The 15063-nt window shown below is 64.0% G+C and carries 14 protein-coding genes and 1 pseudogene; 7 read left to right on the top strand and 8 right to left on the bottom strand.

Annotation, left to right across the window (positions count from 1 at the left end):
- Positions 1–73: 73 nt before the first annotated feature.
- Both PFLCHA0_RS32340 and PFLCHA0_RS32335 read right to left on the bottom strand, forming a co-directional pair.
- The gene (locus PFLCHA0_RS32340) at positions 74–808 is read right to left on the bottom strand and encodes a methyl-accepting chemotaxis protein (RefSeq protein ID WP_408634966.1); all 735 of its coding nucleotides are present in this window, start codon (positions 806–808) and stop codon (positions 74–76) included.
- 123 nt (positions 809–931) lie between these two features.
- Positions 932–1618: pseudogene (locus PFLCHA0_RS32335) on the bottom strand (cache domain-containing protein); the annotation flags it as partial.
- Positions 1619–2002: 384 nt separating this feature from the next.
- Between PFLCHA0_RS32335 and PFLCHA0_RS15705 the strand changes: the two are divergent.
- Together PFLCHA0_RS15705 and PFLCHA0_RS15700 are read left to right on the top strand one after the other, a co-directional pair.
- Positions 2003–2833 (top strand): undecaprenyl-diphosphate phosphatase, encoded by an 831-nt coding sequence (locus tag PFLCHA0_RS15705; RefSeq protein WP_011061401.1) that lies wholly within the window; start codon positions 2003–2005, stop codon positions 2831–2833.
- On the top strand, positions 2830–3252 hold the full coding sequence (locus tag PFLCHA0_RS15700; RefSeq protein WP_015635690.1) for a DUF1294 domain-containing protein: 423 nt from the start codon (positions 2830–2832) through the stop codon (positions 3250–3252). Before PFLCHA0_RS15705 ends, PFLCHA0_RS15700 begins: the two co-directional genes overlap by 4 nt.
- Here PFLCHA0_RS15700 and PFLCHA0_RS15695 read toward each other — a convergent pair.
- Both PFLCHA0_RS15695 and PFLCHA0_RS15690 read right to left on the bottom strand, forming a co-directional pair.
- Positions 3249–3593 carry an MmcQ/YjbR family DNA-binding protein gene (locus tag PFLCHA0_RS15695; RefSeq protein ID WP_172621765.1) on the bottom strand — a complete coding sequence of 115 codons (345 nt, stop codon included), beginning with the start codon at positions 3591–3593 and terminating at the stop codon, positions 3249–3251. The genes PFLCHA0_RS15700 and PFLCHA0_RS15695 overlap by 4 nt on opposite strands.
- Positions 3594–3604: 11 nt before the next feature.
- A complete protein-coding gene (locus PFLCHA0_RS15690; RefSeq protein ID WP_011061398.1) occupies positions 3605–4513 on the bottom strand; it encodes a LysR substrate-binding domain-containing protein in 909 nt (302 codons plus the stop codon).
- A gap of 133 nt (positions 4514–4646) precedes the next feature.
- On the opposite strand from PFLCHA0_RS15690, the gene PFLCHA0_RS15685 reads away from it, so the two are divergent.
- Together PFLCHA0_RS15685 and PFLCHA0_RS15680 are read left to right on the top strand one after the other, a co-directional pair.
- Positions 4647–5258 (top strand): FMN-dependent NADH-azoreductase, encoded by a 612-nt coding sequence (locus PFLCHA0_RS15685; RefSeq protein WP_011061397.1) that lies wholly within the window; start codon positions 4647–4649, stop codon positions 5256–5258.
- A 254-nt stretch (positions 5259–5512) separates the two neighbouring features.
- Positions 5513–6550, top strand: coding sequence for an alpha/beta hydrolase family protein (locus PFLCHA0_RS15680; RefSeq protein WP_011061396.1), 1038 nt, complete (start codon positions 5513–5515; stop codon positions 6548–6550).
- A gap of 1 nt (position 6551) precedes the next feature.
- Here PFLCHA0_RS15680 and PFLCHA0_RS15675 read toward each other — a convergent pair whose 3' ends face one another.
- From PFLCHA0_RS15675 to PFLCHA0_RS15665, 3 genes are all read right to left on the bottom strand, one after another.
- Positions 6552–7739, bottom strand: a complete 1188-nt coding sequence (locus PFLCHA0_RS15675; RefSeq protein ID WP_015635687.1) for an MFS transporter — start codon at positions 7737–7739, stop codon at positions 6552–6554.
- 331 nt (positions 7740–8070) lie between these two features.
- Complete coding sequence (locus PFLCHA0_RS15670) at positions 8071–9657, bottom strand: ABC-F family ATPase (protein ID WP_011061394.1); 1587 nt, start codon at positions 9655–9657, stop codon at positions 8071–8073.
- A 249-nt stretch (positions 9658–9906) separates the two neighbouring features.
- Positions 9907–10641, bottom strand: coding sequence for an alpha/beta fold hydrolase (locus PFLCHA0_RS15665; RefSeq protein ID WP_015635686.1), 735 nt, complete (start codon positions 10639–10641; stop codon positions 9907–9909).
- A 359-nt stretch (positions 10642–11000) separates the two neighbouring features.
- On the opposite strand from PFLCHA0_RS15665, the gene lpxO reads away from it, so the two are divergent.
- From lpxO to PFLCHA0_RS15650, 3 genes are all read left to right on the top strand, one after another.
- Positions 11001–11900, top strand: a complete 900-nt coding sequence (gene lpxO / locus PFLCHA0_RS15660) for a lipid A hydroxylase LpxO (protein WP_011061392.1) — start codon at positions 11001–11003, stop codon at positions 11898–11900.
- 222 nt (positions 11901–12122) lie between these two features.
- The gene (locus PFLCHA0_RS15655; RefSeq protein ID WP_015635685.1) at positions 12123–12491 is read left to right on the top strand and encodes a hypothetical protein; all 369 of its coding nucleotides are present in this window, start codon (positions 12123–12125) and stop codon (positions 12489–12491) included.
- A 77-nt stretch (positions 12492–12568) separates the two neighbouring features.
- Complete coding sequence (locus PFLCHA0_RS15650; RefSeq protein ID WP_015635684.1) at positions 12569–13720, top strand: PQQ-dependent sugar dehydrogenase; 1152 nt, start codon at positions 12569–12571, stop codon at positions 13718–13720.
- Between the two features lie 183 nt (positions 13721–13903).
- Here the strand turns inward: PFLCHA0_RS15650 and PFLCHA0_RS15645 are convergent, their stop codons facing one another.
- On the bottom strand, positions 13904–15010 hold the full coding sequence (locus PFLCHA0_RS15645; protein ID WP_015635683.1) for a GNAT family N-acetyltransferase/peptidase C39 family protein: 1107 nt from the start codon (positions 15008–15010) through the stop codon (positions 13904–13906).
- Between the last annotated feature and the right edge of the window lie 53 nt (positions 15011–15063).

The raw sequence follows: 15063 nt of genomic DNA, 5'->3' as shown, positions 1-15063 counted from the left end.
AATGGAGGAGGGGGGCGATTGTACCCAGAGTCGGCCCCGGGCGTCAGTCCGGGGCCTTGGGTTCAGCGAGGGGTCAGACGCGGAACTGGCGCAACAGGCCGTTGAGTTGCTCCGACAGCTCCTTGAGGTGGCGGCTGGCGGCGCTGGAGTGCTGGGCCGCCAGGGCCGTGCCCTGGGACAGGCCGGCTGCCTGGCCGACGTTGTGGTTGATGTCTTCCACCACATGGGCCTGTTCCAGGGTGGCGCTGGCAATCGTCGCGTTCAGGCCGTTGAGGTTGCGCAGTGCCTGGCCGATGGCGTTGAGGCTGGCGCCGGCCAGCCCGGCCTGCTCGATGGTCAGTTGCGAGGCTCGGCTGCTATCGCCGATGACCTTGACCGCCGCTTCGGAGTGGTTTTGCAGGCGCTCGATCATGCCCTGGATTTCCGCGGTGGACTGCTGGGTACGCTGGGCCAGCAGGCGCACTTCGTCGGCCACCACGGCAAAGCCGCGCCCTTGCTCACCAGCCCGGGCCGCCTCGATAGCAGCGTTCAGGGCCAGCAGGTTGGTCTGTTCGGCAATCGAGCGGATCACCTCCAGCACCGTGCCGATCTGGGTGCTTTCTGCCGCCAGGGTGCGGATCACTTCCACCGCCTGGTCGATGGTCACCGAAAGCTGGTCGATCTGCTGCAAGCTGCCGTCGATGTTGACCTGGCCCTGCTGGGCCTGGGCCTCGGCCTCGCACACCTCGGTGGCGGCATGCTCGGCGTTGCGCGCCACATCCTGGACTGCGCTGGTGACCTGGCTGATAGCGGCCGCCACCTGTTCCATCTGTTGGGATTGCTGCTGGCTGCGCTCCTGGGCGTCGTTGGCGTTGCTACCCAGTTCGCTGGAGGACTGTTCCAGGGCTGCGGCGCTGGATTGCAGCTGCATCACCACACCGCGCAACTTGGCGGTAAAGCCGTTGAAGTGCCGGGCCAGTTCGGTGACCTCGTCCTGGCCGTGGGTGTCGAGGCTGCGGGTCAGGTCGCTTTCGCCGCTGGCGATGTTGGCCATGGCGTGCACCGTTTCGCGCAGCGGGCTGACAATGCTGCGCACGATCAGCACCACCAGGGCGGCCATCAGCAGGGCAATCACCAGGCCGATGGAGGAGGCGCGCAGTACCTGGGCGTAGAACTCGTCCTGCAGGTCGTCGATATAGACTCCGGAGCCGATGATCCAGCCCCAGGGCTGGAACAGCTGGATGTAGGAGGTCTTCTGGACCGGTTGCTCGGCGCCGGGCTTGGGCCAGCGGTAGTCCACCATGCCGCCGCCCTTGGCCTTGGCCAGGGTCACCATCTCGTTGAACACCTCGAAACCGTCCGGGTCCTTGACCGCGGCCAGGTTCTGCCCGTCGAGCTTGGGGTTGGCCGGGTGCATGATCATCACCGGCGTCAGGTCGTTGATCCAGAAGTAGTCATTCTGGTTGTAGCGCAGCCCGCGAATCACCTGCAGCGCCTGCTTCTGCGCCTGCTCGCGGGTCAGGCTGCCGGCGGCTTCCAGGCCCTGGTAGTAATTCAGTACGCCGGCGGCGGTCTGCACCACGTGCTGGGTCTTCTGCGCCTTGGCCAGGTACAGGTCCCCATGAATCTGCTTGAGCATCATCACGCCCAGGGTCACCAGGGTCAGCACCGCCACGATCAGGATCAGCCACAGGCGCTGACTGATGGACATCTTGCGTAAGCTATTCATCATCCGGTCACTCCAGATTCTTGTTCTTGTCATAAAAGGCCCGGAGCATCCAAGCACGCTGGCCTTCCAGCGCCAACCCTACGGAAGTCCAATAACATCGCGGCGTGTTTTGCGCCTGTCTGTTAGGATTTCGGCGCCTTTGCCGAAAACCTGAACCTTTCTGAACTTTTCACATAATTTTCATGGGCTTGTGTTGATCTTACGAGCGCCGATTTCTCGGCTACGCTCGACGCAGCAAATGCTTTGACCAATTAAAAAGAGGCATGCCACGAGCATCGCCTCATGGGGGAATTGATGGATCTTTGGACCGCCGCACAGGCATTGATACTCGGGATTGTCGAAGGCCTGACCGAGTTTTTACCCATCAGCAGCACCGGGCACCAGATCATTGTGGCCGACTTGCTCGACTTTGGCGGCGAGCGGGCGATGGCCTTCAACATCATTATCCAGTTGGGGGCGATCCTTGCGGTTGTCTGGGAATTTCGCCGCAAGATCCTCGATGTGGTGATCGGCCTGCCGACCCAGCCCAAGGCCCAGCGCTTCACGATCAACCTGTTGATCGCCTTCCTGCCGGCGGTGGTGCTGGGGGTGATCTTCGCCGACCTGATCCATGCCTACCTGTTCAACCCCATTACCGTGGCCACGGCCCTGGTGGTCGGCGGCCTCATCATGCTGTGGGCCGAGCGCCGGCAGCACCAGGTGCATGCCGAGACAGTGGACGACATCACCTGGAAGGACGCGCTCAAGGTCGGCTGCGCCCAGTGCCTGGCGATGATCCCGGGCACCTCGCGCTCGGGCTCCACCATCATCGGCGGCCTGCTGTTCGGCCTGTCGCGCAAGACCGCCACCGAGTTTTCGTTCTTCCTGGCCATGCCCACCATGGTCGGCGCCGCGGTGTATTCAGGCTACAAGTACCGCCATCTGTTCCAGCCCGATGACTTCCCGGTGTTCGCCATCGGCTTCGTCACCGCCTTTGTCTTCGCCATGATCGCGGTCAAGGGCCTGCTGAAGTTCATCGCCAGCCACAGCTACGCGGCCTTCGCCTGGTATCGCATTGCCTTCGGCCTGTTGATCCTGGCGACCTGGCAGTTCGGCTGGGTCGACTGGACGGCGGCCAAGCCATGAGTACGGCCCGGCGCCCGGCGCCCTCGGCCAGTGCTGCGCGGCTCCAGCACCCCAGGGCCAAGCTGCTGGCGTTCGTACTGCTGTGCGGGTTGCCGCTGTTCGGTTCGCTGTCGCTGTGGTGGAAGGGGATTTCGCTCATTCCCCTGATCGCCTATGGCGCGCTCAGCCTGCTGGCCTTCCTGGTCTACTGGCACGACAAGCGCCGGGCCCAGGCCGAGGGCCGGCGCACCCCGGAGAACGTCCTGCATGCCCTGGAACTGGCCGGTGGCTGGCCCGGGGCCTTGCTGGCCCAGCAGCTGTTGCGCCACAAGACCCGCAAGGTCTCCTACCAGTTGGTGTTCTGGCTGATCGTGGCCTTGCACCAGGTGTTCTGGATCGACCGGCTGTTTCTGGAAAGCAGCCTGCTGAGCCTGTTCTAGAGCAGCAAACCCACCTGAACCCGCTTGGGCAGCTTGCTCACTACCAACTGGTGAGAGCGCTGCAGCAGCGCCTCGAGCTCCGAGGCGCCCAGGGGGTAGGGGGTGTTCATGATGATCCAGTGCGCCCGGGCCAGGTAGGGCGCCGGCGCAATGCCCGGGCGGTCGACATGGCCGAGAAACAGCTCCTGATCGACCTTGAAGGCCAGCGAGTCGCCCCGCAGGTGCTGCACGGCGAACATCTTGTTGCCGGCAATCGAGAACACCCGCACACCGCCCCACTTGTAGTCTTCCCGCGCACCCGGCAGGCCCAGGCAGAATTGCGCCACTTGCTTTTCATTCAAGGTTCGGGCTTTCACAACAGTCGTTCTCCGCAGCGTTCGAAGGATTCACTCAAGTGCTCGATCCAGGCGCGCACGGCCGGCATCACACCCCGGCGGTGAGGATACACGGCCTGCAGCCAGCCGCCGGGCAATGACCATTGCGGCAGCATCTGCACCAACTGGCCGCTGGCCAGTTCCTCCTCGCAATACAGCATGGGCAGCACAGTGCAGCCCTGGCCAGCAAGGGCACAGGCACGGCGCACGATGAAGTCGTCGATGCCCAGGCGTGCCTCCAGGGCCAGGTCGCAGGCCTGGCCTTGCTGGTCCAGCAGGCGCAGGTGCACCAGGCGGTCGGCCTCCAGGGCGCCGAGAATCGGCACGCGCCGCAGGTCTTCCGGATGCTCCACCGGGTACTGCCGGAGGAAGTCTGGGGTCGCCACGATCGCCGTCTGGGCCCGGCGCAGGCGCCGGGTCACCAGCAGCGGGTCTTCGTCGCCCAGCTCGCGCACCCGCAGGGCGACGTCCACACCCTCGTTGATCAGGTCGACACGGCGGTTGAGCAGGAGCATTTCCAGCTGCACCTGGGGGTACTTCTCCAGAAAGCTGCTGACCAGCGGTGTCAGCAGTTCGTGGGCCAGGCCCACCGGGCTCGACACCCGCAGGCGCCCCCGGGGTTCGCTGGCCATGCTGGCCACGGCTTCGTCGGCCATCTCCGCTTCCAGCAGCATGGCCTGGCAGTGGCGCAGGTAACGCTCGCCCACGGCAGTCAGGCTCAGTTGCCGGGTGGTGCGTTGCAGCAGCCGGGCGTTGAGGCGTTCTTCAAGCTCGGCGATACGCCGTGACAGCCGCGATTTGGGAATGCCCAGCAGGCGTCCGGCGGCGGCGAAGCCACCGGCTTCCACCACCTTGGCGAAGTAATAGAGGTCGTTGAGGTCTTGCATGATGGTTTTTCGCTCGACTGTCCTGCTGATGGGACGAACTATCGCATTTATACCGGCTAATCAGCTATTGGTTTCATCTGTAGGATTGCCCACATCCGATCGCCCAGTGGCGGTCCTCACTTGGAGATCCCAGATGAAACTCTTGCATATCGATTCCAGCATTCTTGGTGACAACTCGGCCTCCCGTCAGCTCAGCCACAGTGTGGTCGAGGCCTGGAAAGCCGCTCATCCGGCCACCGTGGTGACCTACCGCGACCTGGCCAATGACGCCATCAGCCACTTCTCCGCCGCCACCCTGGTGGCTGCCGGTACCGCCGCGGAGCTGCGTGACGCCGCGCAGAAGCATGAGGCCCAGCTTAGCGCTCAGGCCCTGGCCGAATTCAAGGCTGCCGATACCGTGGTAGTCGCCGCGCCGATGTACAACTTCACCATTCCCACCCAACTCAAGGCCTGGATCGACCGCATCGCCGTGGCTGGCGAGACCTTTCGCTACACCGAAGCCGGCCCGCAAGGCCTGTGCGGCGGCAAGAAAGTGATTGTGGTGTCCACTTCCGGCGGCCTGCACGTGGGCCAGGCCACTGGCGTGGCTCACGAGGACTACCTGAAAGTGCTGTTCGGCTTCTTCGGCATCACCGATGTCGAATTCGTTCGCGCCCATGGCCTGGCCTACGGCGAGGAAGTACGCAGCAAAGCCATGAGCGACGCCCAGGCGCAGATCAGCCAGCAACTCTTCGCTGCCGCGTAAGGCTTGTGTAAAGAGCCTTTGCTGCACGGCAAGGGCCACTAAACTCTGTATTCTGCTCACCGCATGAAGTGGGCAGGGTGCGGAGTTTTTTTATTGTGGTGTTAAGGGTTTCTGGCCCGGGTTATGCAACACACGGAGCAAGGCTCCCGGCTTGTGCATCCCTGGCTACGGCGTGGTACAGCTGCAAGGCCTTGGCGGCAAGGGATGGCAGGGGAGAACGGCTTTCTCGATCCGGCGGCAAAGGTGGGCGTGCGATGAAACGTCTTTGTGCAATGTTACTGATCTGCCTGCTCAGCAGCCTGCTTTCGGTGCAGGCCGCCCCTGGGCCGCATCCGCACTGGAGCGTGGGCTTTCACGAGATGAGTTTTCTCGACCCCCTGGACCGGCAACCGATGCGCGCCATCGCCTTCTACCCATCCACCGGTATCGAGCACGGCAGCCAGCTTGAGGGCTATCAGATCGCGGCTTCGCGGGATGCCAAGATCGCCATCGGCCGCTTCCCGATGCTGATGCTGTCCCACGGTAACACTGGCACCCCTCTGGCCCTGCATGACCTGGCCACCTCTCTGGCACGCAAGGGCTTTGTCGTGGTGGCGGTGATTCACCCCGGCGACAACTCCAAGGACCACAGCCGTCTGGGTACCCTGAGCAATCTGTACGGACGGCCGATCCAGATTTCCGAAGCCATCACCGCAACCCTCGGCGACCCGATGCTGTCGCCCTTCGTCAATGCCGACCAGGTGGGGGTGATCGGCTATTCCGCCGGTGGCGAGACTGCGTTGATTCTCTCCGGCGCCACGCCGGACCTGGACCGCTTGCGGCGCTACTGCCAGGAGCGCCCCAATGACCGGGATGCCTGCAACACCCAGGGCGAACTGATCGTCGACCGCGACGACCTGCAACCGGTGGCCGACCCCCGGGTGCATGCCTTGATGCTGCTGGCCCCCCTGAGCCTCAAGTTCGGCCGCCAGACCCTGGCCGGGGTGCATGTGCCGGTGCTGCTCTACAGTGGTGATGGCGACCAGTTGGTGGCGCTGGACAAGAACGCCGCGGCCCTGGCGCGCAAACTGCCGGTGGCCCCGGACTTCAAGCTGCTGGCCGGCGCCGGGCATTTCGTGTTCATGGCGCCTTGTTCCGCACAGCAGATGGCCGCGATGCCGGCGCTGTGCACCGATGCCGACGGCGTCGACCGTGAAGACATCCACCGCAACCTGATTCTCGAAGCCGGCAACTTCTTCGCCCATACGCTGGGTCGGCCAAGCCGGGCCGGGATGCAGACCGCCGATCAATGACTCAGGCGCCGGCCCGGCGCTTGAGCATCAGGGTCAGGCCCAGGCCGGTCAGCGAGAGCAGGGCGGCGCAGAAGAAAATCCACGAATACCCCAGGTTCAACGCCACCGCGCCCATCAACGGCCCGGCGATGGCCAGTGCCAGGTCGAAAAACACCGCATAGGCGCTCAAGCCTGCGCCACGGCTGCTGTTGGGCACTTGCTTGATGGCCTCCACTCCCAGGGCCGGGTACACCAGCGACAGGCCGAAGCCGGTCAACCCGGCCCCCACCAGGGCCCAGCCGGTGGAGGGCGCCAGCCACAGCAGGGCCAGGCCCAGGGTTTCGACGCACATGCAGGCGATGGCCGAACGAAAGCCGCCGAAACGGCTGATGCAGGAGATGAACAGCAGCCGCGAAAAGATAAAGCACACGCCGAACACCGTCAGGCAATAGGCCGCGCCGGTCCAGCCGCGGCTGAGGTAGAACAAGGTGATGAAGGTGGTCAGGGTGCCGTAGCCGATGGAGGCCAGGCTCAGGCTGGCGCCAAAGGGCGCAATGCGCCCGAACACGGCCCAGAACGGCAGGCGCTCGCCGCGAATCACCGGCACCGAAGGCTTGTTGCGGATCAGCAGCAACGCCAGGATCGCCAGGCTCGACAAGGCGATGCCGAGGCTGGTGAAACCGTATTGCTGGACCATCAGCACCCCCAACGGTGCACCAATGGCGATAGCGCCGTAGGAGGCAATGCCATTCCAGGAGATAGACCGCGCGGTGTGCTCCGCGCCGACCTGGCCCATGCACCAACTGATGGTGCCGACCCCGATCAGGCCCTGGGCTACCCCCAGCAGCAGGCGCCCGCCCAGCAGCACGGCAAGGCTCAGCAGCGGCCACTGGACGAGCAGCACCGAAACCAGGGTCAGCACCCCGCTGAGCAGAATCCCCAGCAAGCCGTAGATGATTGAACGCTTGGTGCCCACGGTGTCCGACATGCGCCCGGCCATGGGCCGGCTGAGCAGGGTGGCCAGGTATTGCGCGCCAATGGTCAGCCCGGCGACCACCGCGCTGAAGCCCAGTTGTTCGTGGACATAACCTGGCAACACCGCGATCGGCAGGCCGATGCAAAGAAAGGCGATAAAGGTATAGAAGACGATGGAGACGATCTGCAGGGTGATCGCCATGGAGCTTTGAGCGGGCGTTTGTGGCTCGGGCATGAAGGCTCGTTCGCGGGCGGCGGTTAGAGGCCTGCATCATCGCGTGCCGTGAACATAAAAGAAAGCAGGCTAACTATCTATTCCCCGCACCCGGTAGGTGCTGGCAGGAGCGGTGCAAGTCTTGCGGGCCTGTTCGCCGGCAAGCCGGCTCCTACAGAGGCCTGTGGGTTCGTGCCGGAACTGGCTTGCCAGCGAAGGCGCCCGCCGAGTGATGCAAGGCTGGCGGGCCTTTTCGTCGGCAAGCCGGCACCTGCGAGCGAGGGGGCATACAAAAAAGCCCCGTCACACTGGACGGGGCTTTTTTGTTGTCGCTTACCGCTTGCCGCTGTCTTTAGAACATCACGCCCTGGCTGCGCAGGTAGTCGTCGTAGGTGCCGCTGAAGTCGGTCACGCCGCTTGGGCTCAACTCGATGATGCGGGTGGCCAGGGACGATACGAACTCACGGTCGTGGCTGACGAAGATCAGGGTGCCCGGGTAGTTCTCCAGGGCCAGGTTCAGCGCCTCGATGGATTCCATGTCCAGGTGGTTGGTCGGTTCGTCCATCACCAGCACGTTGGGCTTTTGCAGGATCAGCTTGCCGAACAGCATGCGGCCTTGCTCACCACCGGAAATCACCTTCACCGACTTGAGGATCTCGTCGTTGGAGAACAGCATCCGGCCCAGGGTGCCGCGGATCATCTGTTCGCCCTGGGTCCACTGGCCCATCCAGTCGAACAGGCTGACGTCGTCTTCGAAGTCATGGGCGTGGTCCTGGGCGTAGTAGCCCAGCTCCGCGCTTTCGGTCCATTTCACTGTGCCGGCGTCCGGGGTCAGCTCGCCCACCAGGGTGCGCAGCAGAGTGGTCTTGCCGATGCCGTTGGGGCCGATGATCGCTACGCGTTCGCCGGCCTCGACGGTGAAGCTGAAGTTCTGGAACAGGGTCTTGCCGTCGAAACCCTTGGACATGCGCTCCAGGGTCACCGCCTGGCGGTGCAGTTTCTTGGTCTGTTCGAAGCGGATGAACGGGCTGACGCGGCTAGACGGCTTGACTTCGGCCAGCTGGATCTTGTCGATCTGCTTGGCCCGGGACGTGGCCTGCTTGGCTTTCGAGGCGTTGGCCGAGAAGCGGCTGACGAAGGTCTGCAGCTCGGCGATCTGGGCTTTCTTCTTGGCGTTGTCCGACAGCAACTGCTCGCGGGACTGGGTCGCGGCGATCATGTACTCGTCGTAGTTGCCCGGGAACAGGCGCAGCTCGCCGTAGTCCAGGTCGGCCATGTGGGTGCAGACGCTGTTCAGGAAGTGCCGGTCGTGGGAAATGATGATCATGGTGCTGTTACGCGCCGTGAGAATGTTTTCCAGCCAGCGGATGGTGTTGATGTCCAGGTGGTTGGTCGGTTCGTCCAGCAGCAGCACTTCCGGATCGGAGAACAGCGCCTGGGCCAGCAGAACTCGCAGTTTCCAGCCTGGCGCGACTTCGGTCATCGGGCCGAAATGCTGTTCCAGGGGAATGCCCAGGCCCAGCAGCAGCTCACCGGCGCGGGACTCGGCGGTGTAGCCGTCCATCTCGGCGAATTCGGTTTCCAGCTCGGCCACGGCCATGCCGTCTTCTTCGGTCATTTCCGGCAGCGAGTAGATGCGATCGCGCTCGGCCTTGACCTTCCACAGCTCCTCGTGGCCCATGATCACGGTGTCGATCACGGTGAATTCTTCGTAGGCGAACTGGTCCTGGCGCAGCTTGCCCAGGCGCACGTTCGGTTCCAGCATGACCTGGCCGCCGGACGGCTCGAGGTCGCCACCGAGGATTTTCATGAAGGTCGACTTGCCGCAACCGTTGGCGCCGATCAGGCCGTAGCGGTTGCCGCCGTTGAACTTGACCGAAACGTTCTCGAACAGCGGCTTGGCGCCGAACTGCATGGTGATGTTAGCTGTGGAGATCAATTACTTACCTACCAATGTTTTAGCGCCGACCTTAAATCCACAGGGCGCGATCTGGAGCCTTCCAGGTCGGACCGGTATGGGTGTGGAACTGAGCCAGCGGGCGTACGTCGAGCGCAACATTCCGGCCAAGAGGCCAGGTTGCTGAGCGAAGAGTGCGGGGTGCATGTTGAAATTTGCGCGCATTGTCGCATATGTAAACGAGCAGTTGTATGACACAGGGGCAGGGATTTTAGCGCGGGCAGACGATGCTCAACCCCTGACGGGCATGGCAGCCGCTTCCAGCAGGTCGTTCAGGAAGTGCTGCAATTGCGCCGTTGCCGCGGCCGGCGCGGCCTGGAGCAGGCAGTGGGGCGCCTCGATCTCCACCAGCCGGGCGTCGCTGCGCAGTTGCCGGACCAGGGCCGAAGCCGATGGGGGCACCAAGCGATCCTGGCGGGCCCGCAGGTACAGCAGCGGCACCCGGCTGGCAGCCAGGGCCTGGCGTACATCCACGGCGATCACCGCCTGCAACCGGGCCTGCAGTACCTGCGGCGCCACCTGGGCGATCGCCGCCGCCAGTGCCTGACGCAGTGCCGGGGTGGAAAAACCGCCCAGCAGCAGGGCATCCATGGGCCAGAACGGCAGGCGCTGCACCGGCAGTACCTTGAGCAGGGGCTGCAAAGGCGCAAGGCGCGGGCGCGGATTGCGTACAAAGCTGCTGCACAGCACCAGGCCCATCAGCCCTTCGGGATTGCGGGCGGCCACGCTCACCGCCACCGGGCCGGAAAAGGACTCGCCCAACAGGATGAATCGCCGGTTCGCCGGCAATTGCGCCATCACCCGCTCCACCAGGGCCGGGTAGCCCAGGGGCTGATCGCCGGGATAATGCAAGACCTGTACCGGCCAATGCTGGTCCAAGGCCTGGAGCAGCGGTTCGAACAGGGTGCCGGTGCCATCCATGCCCGGCAGCAGCACCAGGGTTGGCGGGAGATTGGGGTCGATCAAGTCGGGAATCCTTGCCGAAGAGGAGAGGGCAGCGGCGCGCAGGATACCTCGGCAAGGCCCGGCAACACAGTCCCTTGCGGGTCGCTACCGGCACCGAGCGGCTTTTGTTGAGCTGAATCAACAGCCGGCCCAATACCCGCATCTTTCAACGAAAGGAGCGCAGCTTTTAACAAATATGAGTTAACCATTGGTTACAAACTGTGGCTAAAATGCCAGCCGACGGCCAGATGCCGAGGGTCGAACCTGCGACGAAGAGTGTCGCCGGTTACGCTTTTTTCAACTCAGACGCTGCAATTTGCCTTTGGCCTTCCGGGCTTTCAGAGGCGCAGCATGTTCTCTTCTGACGTGTGACGATTTCCGTGAAACTCATCATTGCCGCTGTATACGTTTTATCCATTGCGTACGTACACCTGCGGGGGCGCGTGCGCCATAAACTGGGCCGCCAGCTCAGTGATCACTCGACCTTCCTGGCGCCCATCAACTGCTTCCTCTATCTGTTCTCCAAGTACCCCAATCGGCCGTACCTGGACCCGGCCGACTTCCCGGAGATGAACAAGCTGCAGGAACACTGGGAAGAGATCCGTGCCGAAGGCCAGAGTCTGCTGCAGGCCGGCGAGATCAAGCGCTCGGACCAGTACAACGATGTGGGTTTCAACTCCTTCTTCAAGACCGGCTGGAAACGCTTCTACCTGAAGTGGTACGGCGACAGCCACCCTTCGGCGATGAAGCTGTGCCCACGCACCACCGAGCTGGTGCAGAGCATCGGTTCGATCAAGGCTGCGATGTTCGCCGAGCTGCCACCAGGTTCGCGCCTGGTTCGTCACCGCGACCCTTATGCCGGTTCCTATCGCTACCACCTGGGTCTTTCCACGCCGAACAACGAAGGCTGCTTCATCGAGGTCGACGGTGAGCGTTATCACTGGCGCGACGGCGAAGCGGTGATGTTCGACGAGACCTACATTCACTACGCGGAAAACACCACCGAGCAGAACCGCATCATTCTGTTCTGCGATGTCGAGCGGCCGATGAAATACCGCTGGGCCGCTGCGTTCAATGGCTGGTTCAGCCGTACCGTGATGTCCGCCGCCGGCGCGCCCAACGATGCCGGCGACAAGACCGGTGGCCTGAACCGTGCCTTCAACAAGCTGTACAAGATCCGCCTGCGGGGCAAAGAACTGAAAAAGCGCAACCGCACGCGCTACTACCTGGAAAAGTGGGCGATCTTCGCTGCACTGCTGTTGCTGTTCATCTACATCTGACGTTGCACCCCCGCGGTGTAGGAGCGGGCTTGCCGGCGAACGCATCCTCGAGCCAGAGGCATGGCCAAAGGGCCCGTTCGCAGGCCAGCCAGCGCTTGTAGATGAAGGCACCGTGGATACCGGGTGTTACATGTTCTGAAGGATTATTTAGTTAACAAAGCCGAACCCTGGGCGTAGCGTGGAATCGTATTCGATACCTTGTCGCTCCTCAGGAGGCTTGTCATGAACTGTCTGGCTCGCGGGTTTGCCGCACTCATCGCGCTGGTCTGGACCAGCGGCGCCGCCTGGGCTGGCGCCCCTGAAGCACCTCCCCCCCATCAACACCCCCTGCAATTGGCGCAGAACCTGCCCAGCAGCGGCAACAACGACCCCTACAGCAACCCCATCCGTCGCGCCAACCCCAACAGCATGCAGGGCACCCAGCCCAGCAGCCCGCCCGTGCGCGGCCCCAGCACCGCTCCGACCGGTCGCCCGCCAACCCTTGAGAACGGTGGCATCGGCAATGGCTACCCGCGTGGCGGGGTGCAGCGACCCAACCCTGATCCCCGGGTGCAAAGCCCCCGCGACAGCGATCCCGGCAACCGGCGCTGAAGCACTGTCCTGCCACCCTGGCGGCAGGTGCGAAACCTGCTACCGAGGATTTTCTCGATCGACAAAAGGAAGCGAGCATGTTGCGTAAAACCCTTATCGCCACCTTGTGCTCCAGCGTCTTGCTGGGCAGTGCCGTGCCCGCCATGGCCGCCACACCCCAGGCTTTTCCCAGTGAGCAGGGCACGCTGAACCTGACTCCGGTGGCCGCCGGCCTTGACCATCCCTGGGCCCTGGCATTCCTGCCGGACCGCCAGGGCATTCTGGTGACCGAGCGCCCGGGCAACCTGCGGCTGGTCGGCGCGGACGGCAAGCTCTCGGCGCCCCTGAGCGGGGTGCCCAAGGTCTGGGCCAAGGGCCAGGGCGGCTTGCTGGATGTGGCGCTGTCGCCGGACTTCAAGCAGGACCGCATGGTGTATCTGTCCTATGCCGAAGGTGGCGGCGAGGGCGGGACTGCCGGCACCGCCGTGGGCCGTGGCCGTTTGAGCGATGACCTGAGCGGGCTCAAGGATTTCCAGGTGATCTTCCGGCAGGAACCCAAGCTGTCCACGGGCAATCACTTCGGTTCGCGGCTGGTGTTCGACCGCGACGGCTACCTGTTCGTGATCCTGGGAGAAAACAACGACCGGCCCACCGCCCAGGACCTGGACAAGCTCCAGGGCAAGATCGTGCGCCTGTACCCGGATGGTCGGGTGCCGGATGACAACCCTTTCGTCGGCCAGGCCGGGGTGCGCCCGGAGATCTGGAGCTACGGCCACCGCAACCCCCAGGGGGCGGCGCTCAACCCCTGGAGCGGCACCCTCTGGGAGAACGAACACGGGCCCAAGGGTGGCGACGAGATCAATATCATCGAGCGCGGCAAGAACTACGGCTGGCCTCTGGCGACCCACGGCATCAACTATTCCGGCCAGCCGATCCCCGAGGCCGTGGGCCAGACCGCGCCCGGCACCGTGGCGCCGCACCATGTGTGGGAGAAGTCCCCCGGCATCAGCGGCATGGCCTTCTATGACAGCGACCGCTTCAAGCCCTGGCAGCACAACGTGTTCATTGGCGCCCTGGCCAGCCAGGAGCTGATCCGGCTGCAGTTCAACGGTGATCGGGTCGAGCACGAGGAACGCCTGCTGGGCGGGCTCAAGGCGCGTATTCGTGATGTGCGCCAGGGCCCGGACGGCTACCTCTACATCCTCACCGACGAGGACCAGGGCACGCTGTACAAAGTCGGCCTGCAATAGCCCCGGGCTCCCTTGCAGGCGCCCACAGGGGCCGCGCAAGGCTGCGGGCCTCTTCGCCGGCAAGCTGGCTCCTACGGGGGGCGGCTGCGAGGCGTATCTGGCTGCTGTAGGAGCTGGCTTGCCAGCGAAGGCGCTGGCAGGGGCCGCGCAAGGCTGCGGGCCTCTTCACCGGCAAGCCGGCTCCTACGGGTGGGCGCGCGCGGGGAAGAGGATCACCGCGGCGCGCAGTTTGCTGCTGCCGAAACTGCACATCTTGGCGAACTCGCCGTGACTCACCGGCAGGTGCTGGCAGTCCAGGGGCTGGCGGTGCTGGCTGTGGTCGACATCCGGGTCGTGGAGGTAGACGAAGTCCTGGTCGCAGTCGGTGACTATCACCCAGTGCGGCGCCTTGGAGCGGGTCAGGCGATAGCTGCTGATCAGCACCAGGGGCTGGCCGCCTTCACGCAACAGGCCGGGCAGGTCCAGCGGCCCGCCGAGCACCTGCTGCACTTCGCTGGCATCCAGTTCCTTGCAGAACTCATCGTGGACCAGGCGCATGACGTCCTTTTTATGTTCGTCGCGCACGCCGTTGAGAAACAGCGGCCCGCTGCTGTTGACCTGCAAGCGCACGGCAAAACCGCGGCGCCAGGCCGCCAGGGCCAGGCCCTGGGGGCTGCAGCCACCATGGCCCGAGGTCATGAAGACGGTGGTGGCTTCACGCCAGATCTGCAGTTCCTCCCGACGCTCCAGGGGCCGTGAAGGTTGCAGGGCGCCCATGGCCATCAGCAGGCAGGCGGGGCCGCAGGTGAAGTCGGTGGTCTGCTGGTAATAGGGCACGCGGATGCTACGGGTCTCGCGGTGCTGGAGGATGCGCTTTTCCAGGCGCAGGGCGTCGGCGTGGTCCTGGTAATAGTCGGGGACCAGGGCGAAACGCCGGTAGCCGTTGCGCTCGTACAAGGCGATGGCCGCAGGGTTGTCGGTGCGTACCTCCAGGCGCAGGTAGGCGCAGTCATGGGCCAGGGCACAGGCCTCCATGCGTTGCAGCAGGCGCTTGCCCAGCCCCAGGCCCCGGGCGCTTTCGGCGATGGCCAGGGAATACAGGCGCGCCAGGGAGGTGCCGCGATGAAACAGCACCAGGGCATACCCGAGCACCTGCGCCTGCTGTTCGGCCACCAGCAGCTGCCCATGGGCGCGGCTGATCATCCACTGGAAGCTGCGCGGGGTCAGCCGGTCGCTGGTGAAACATTGCTCTTCCAGCGCCACCAGCGCCGGCAAGTCCTCGAGGGTTGCAGTGCGAAAGACAAGATCCATATGACCGCCGTAAAAGTTGCGTAATGAAACGAGACTTCAAAAAAAGTTCGTGC

Source organism: Pseudomonas protegens CHA0, assembly GCF_000397205.1.
GTDB classification, from domain to species: domain Bacteria; phylum Pseudomonadota; class Gammaproteobacteria; order Pseudomonadales; family Pseudomonadaceae; genus Aquipseudomonas; species Aquipseudomonas protegens.
The sequence above is the reverse complement of the archived record's forward strand: the minus strand, read 5'-3'. Positions and strand labels throughout refer to the sequence as shown.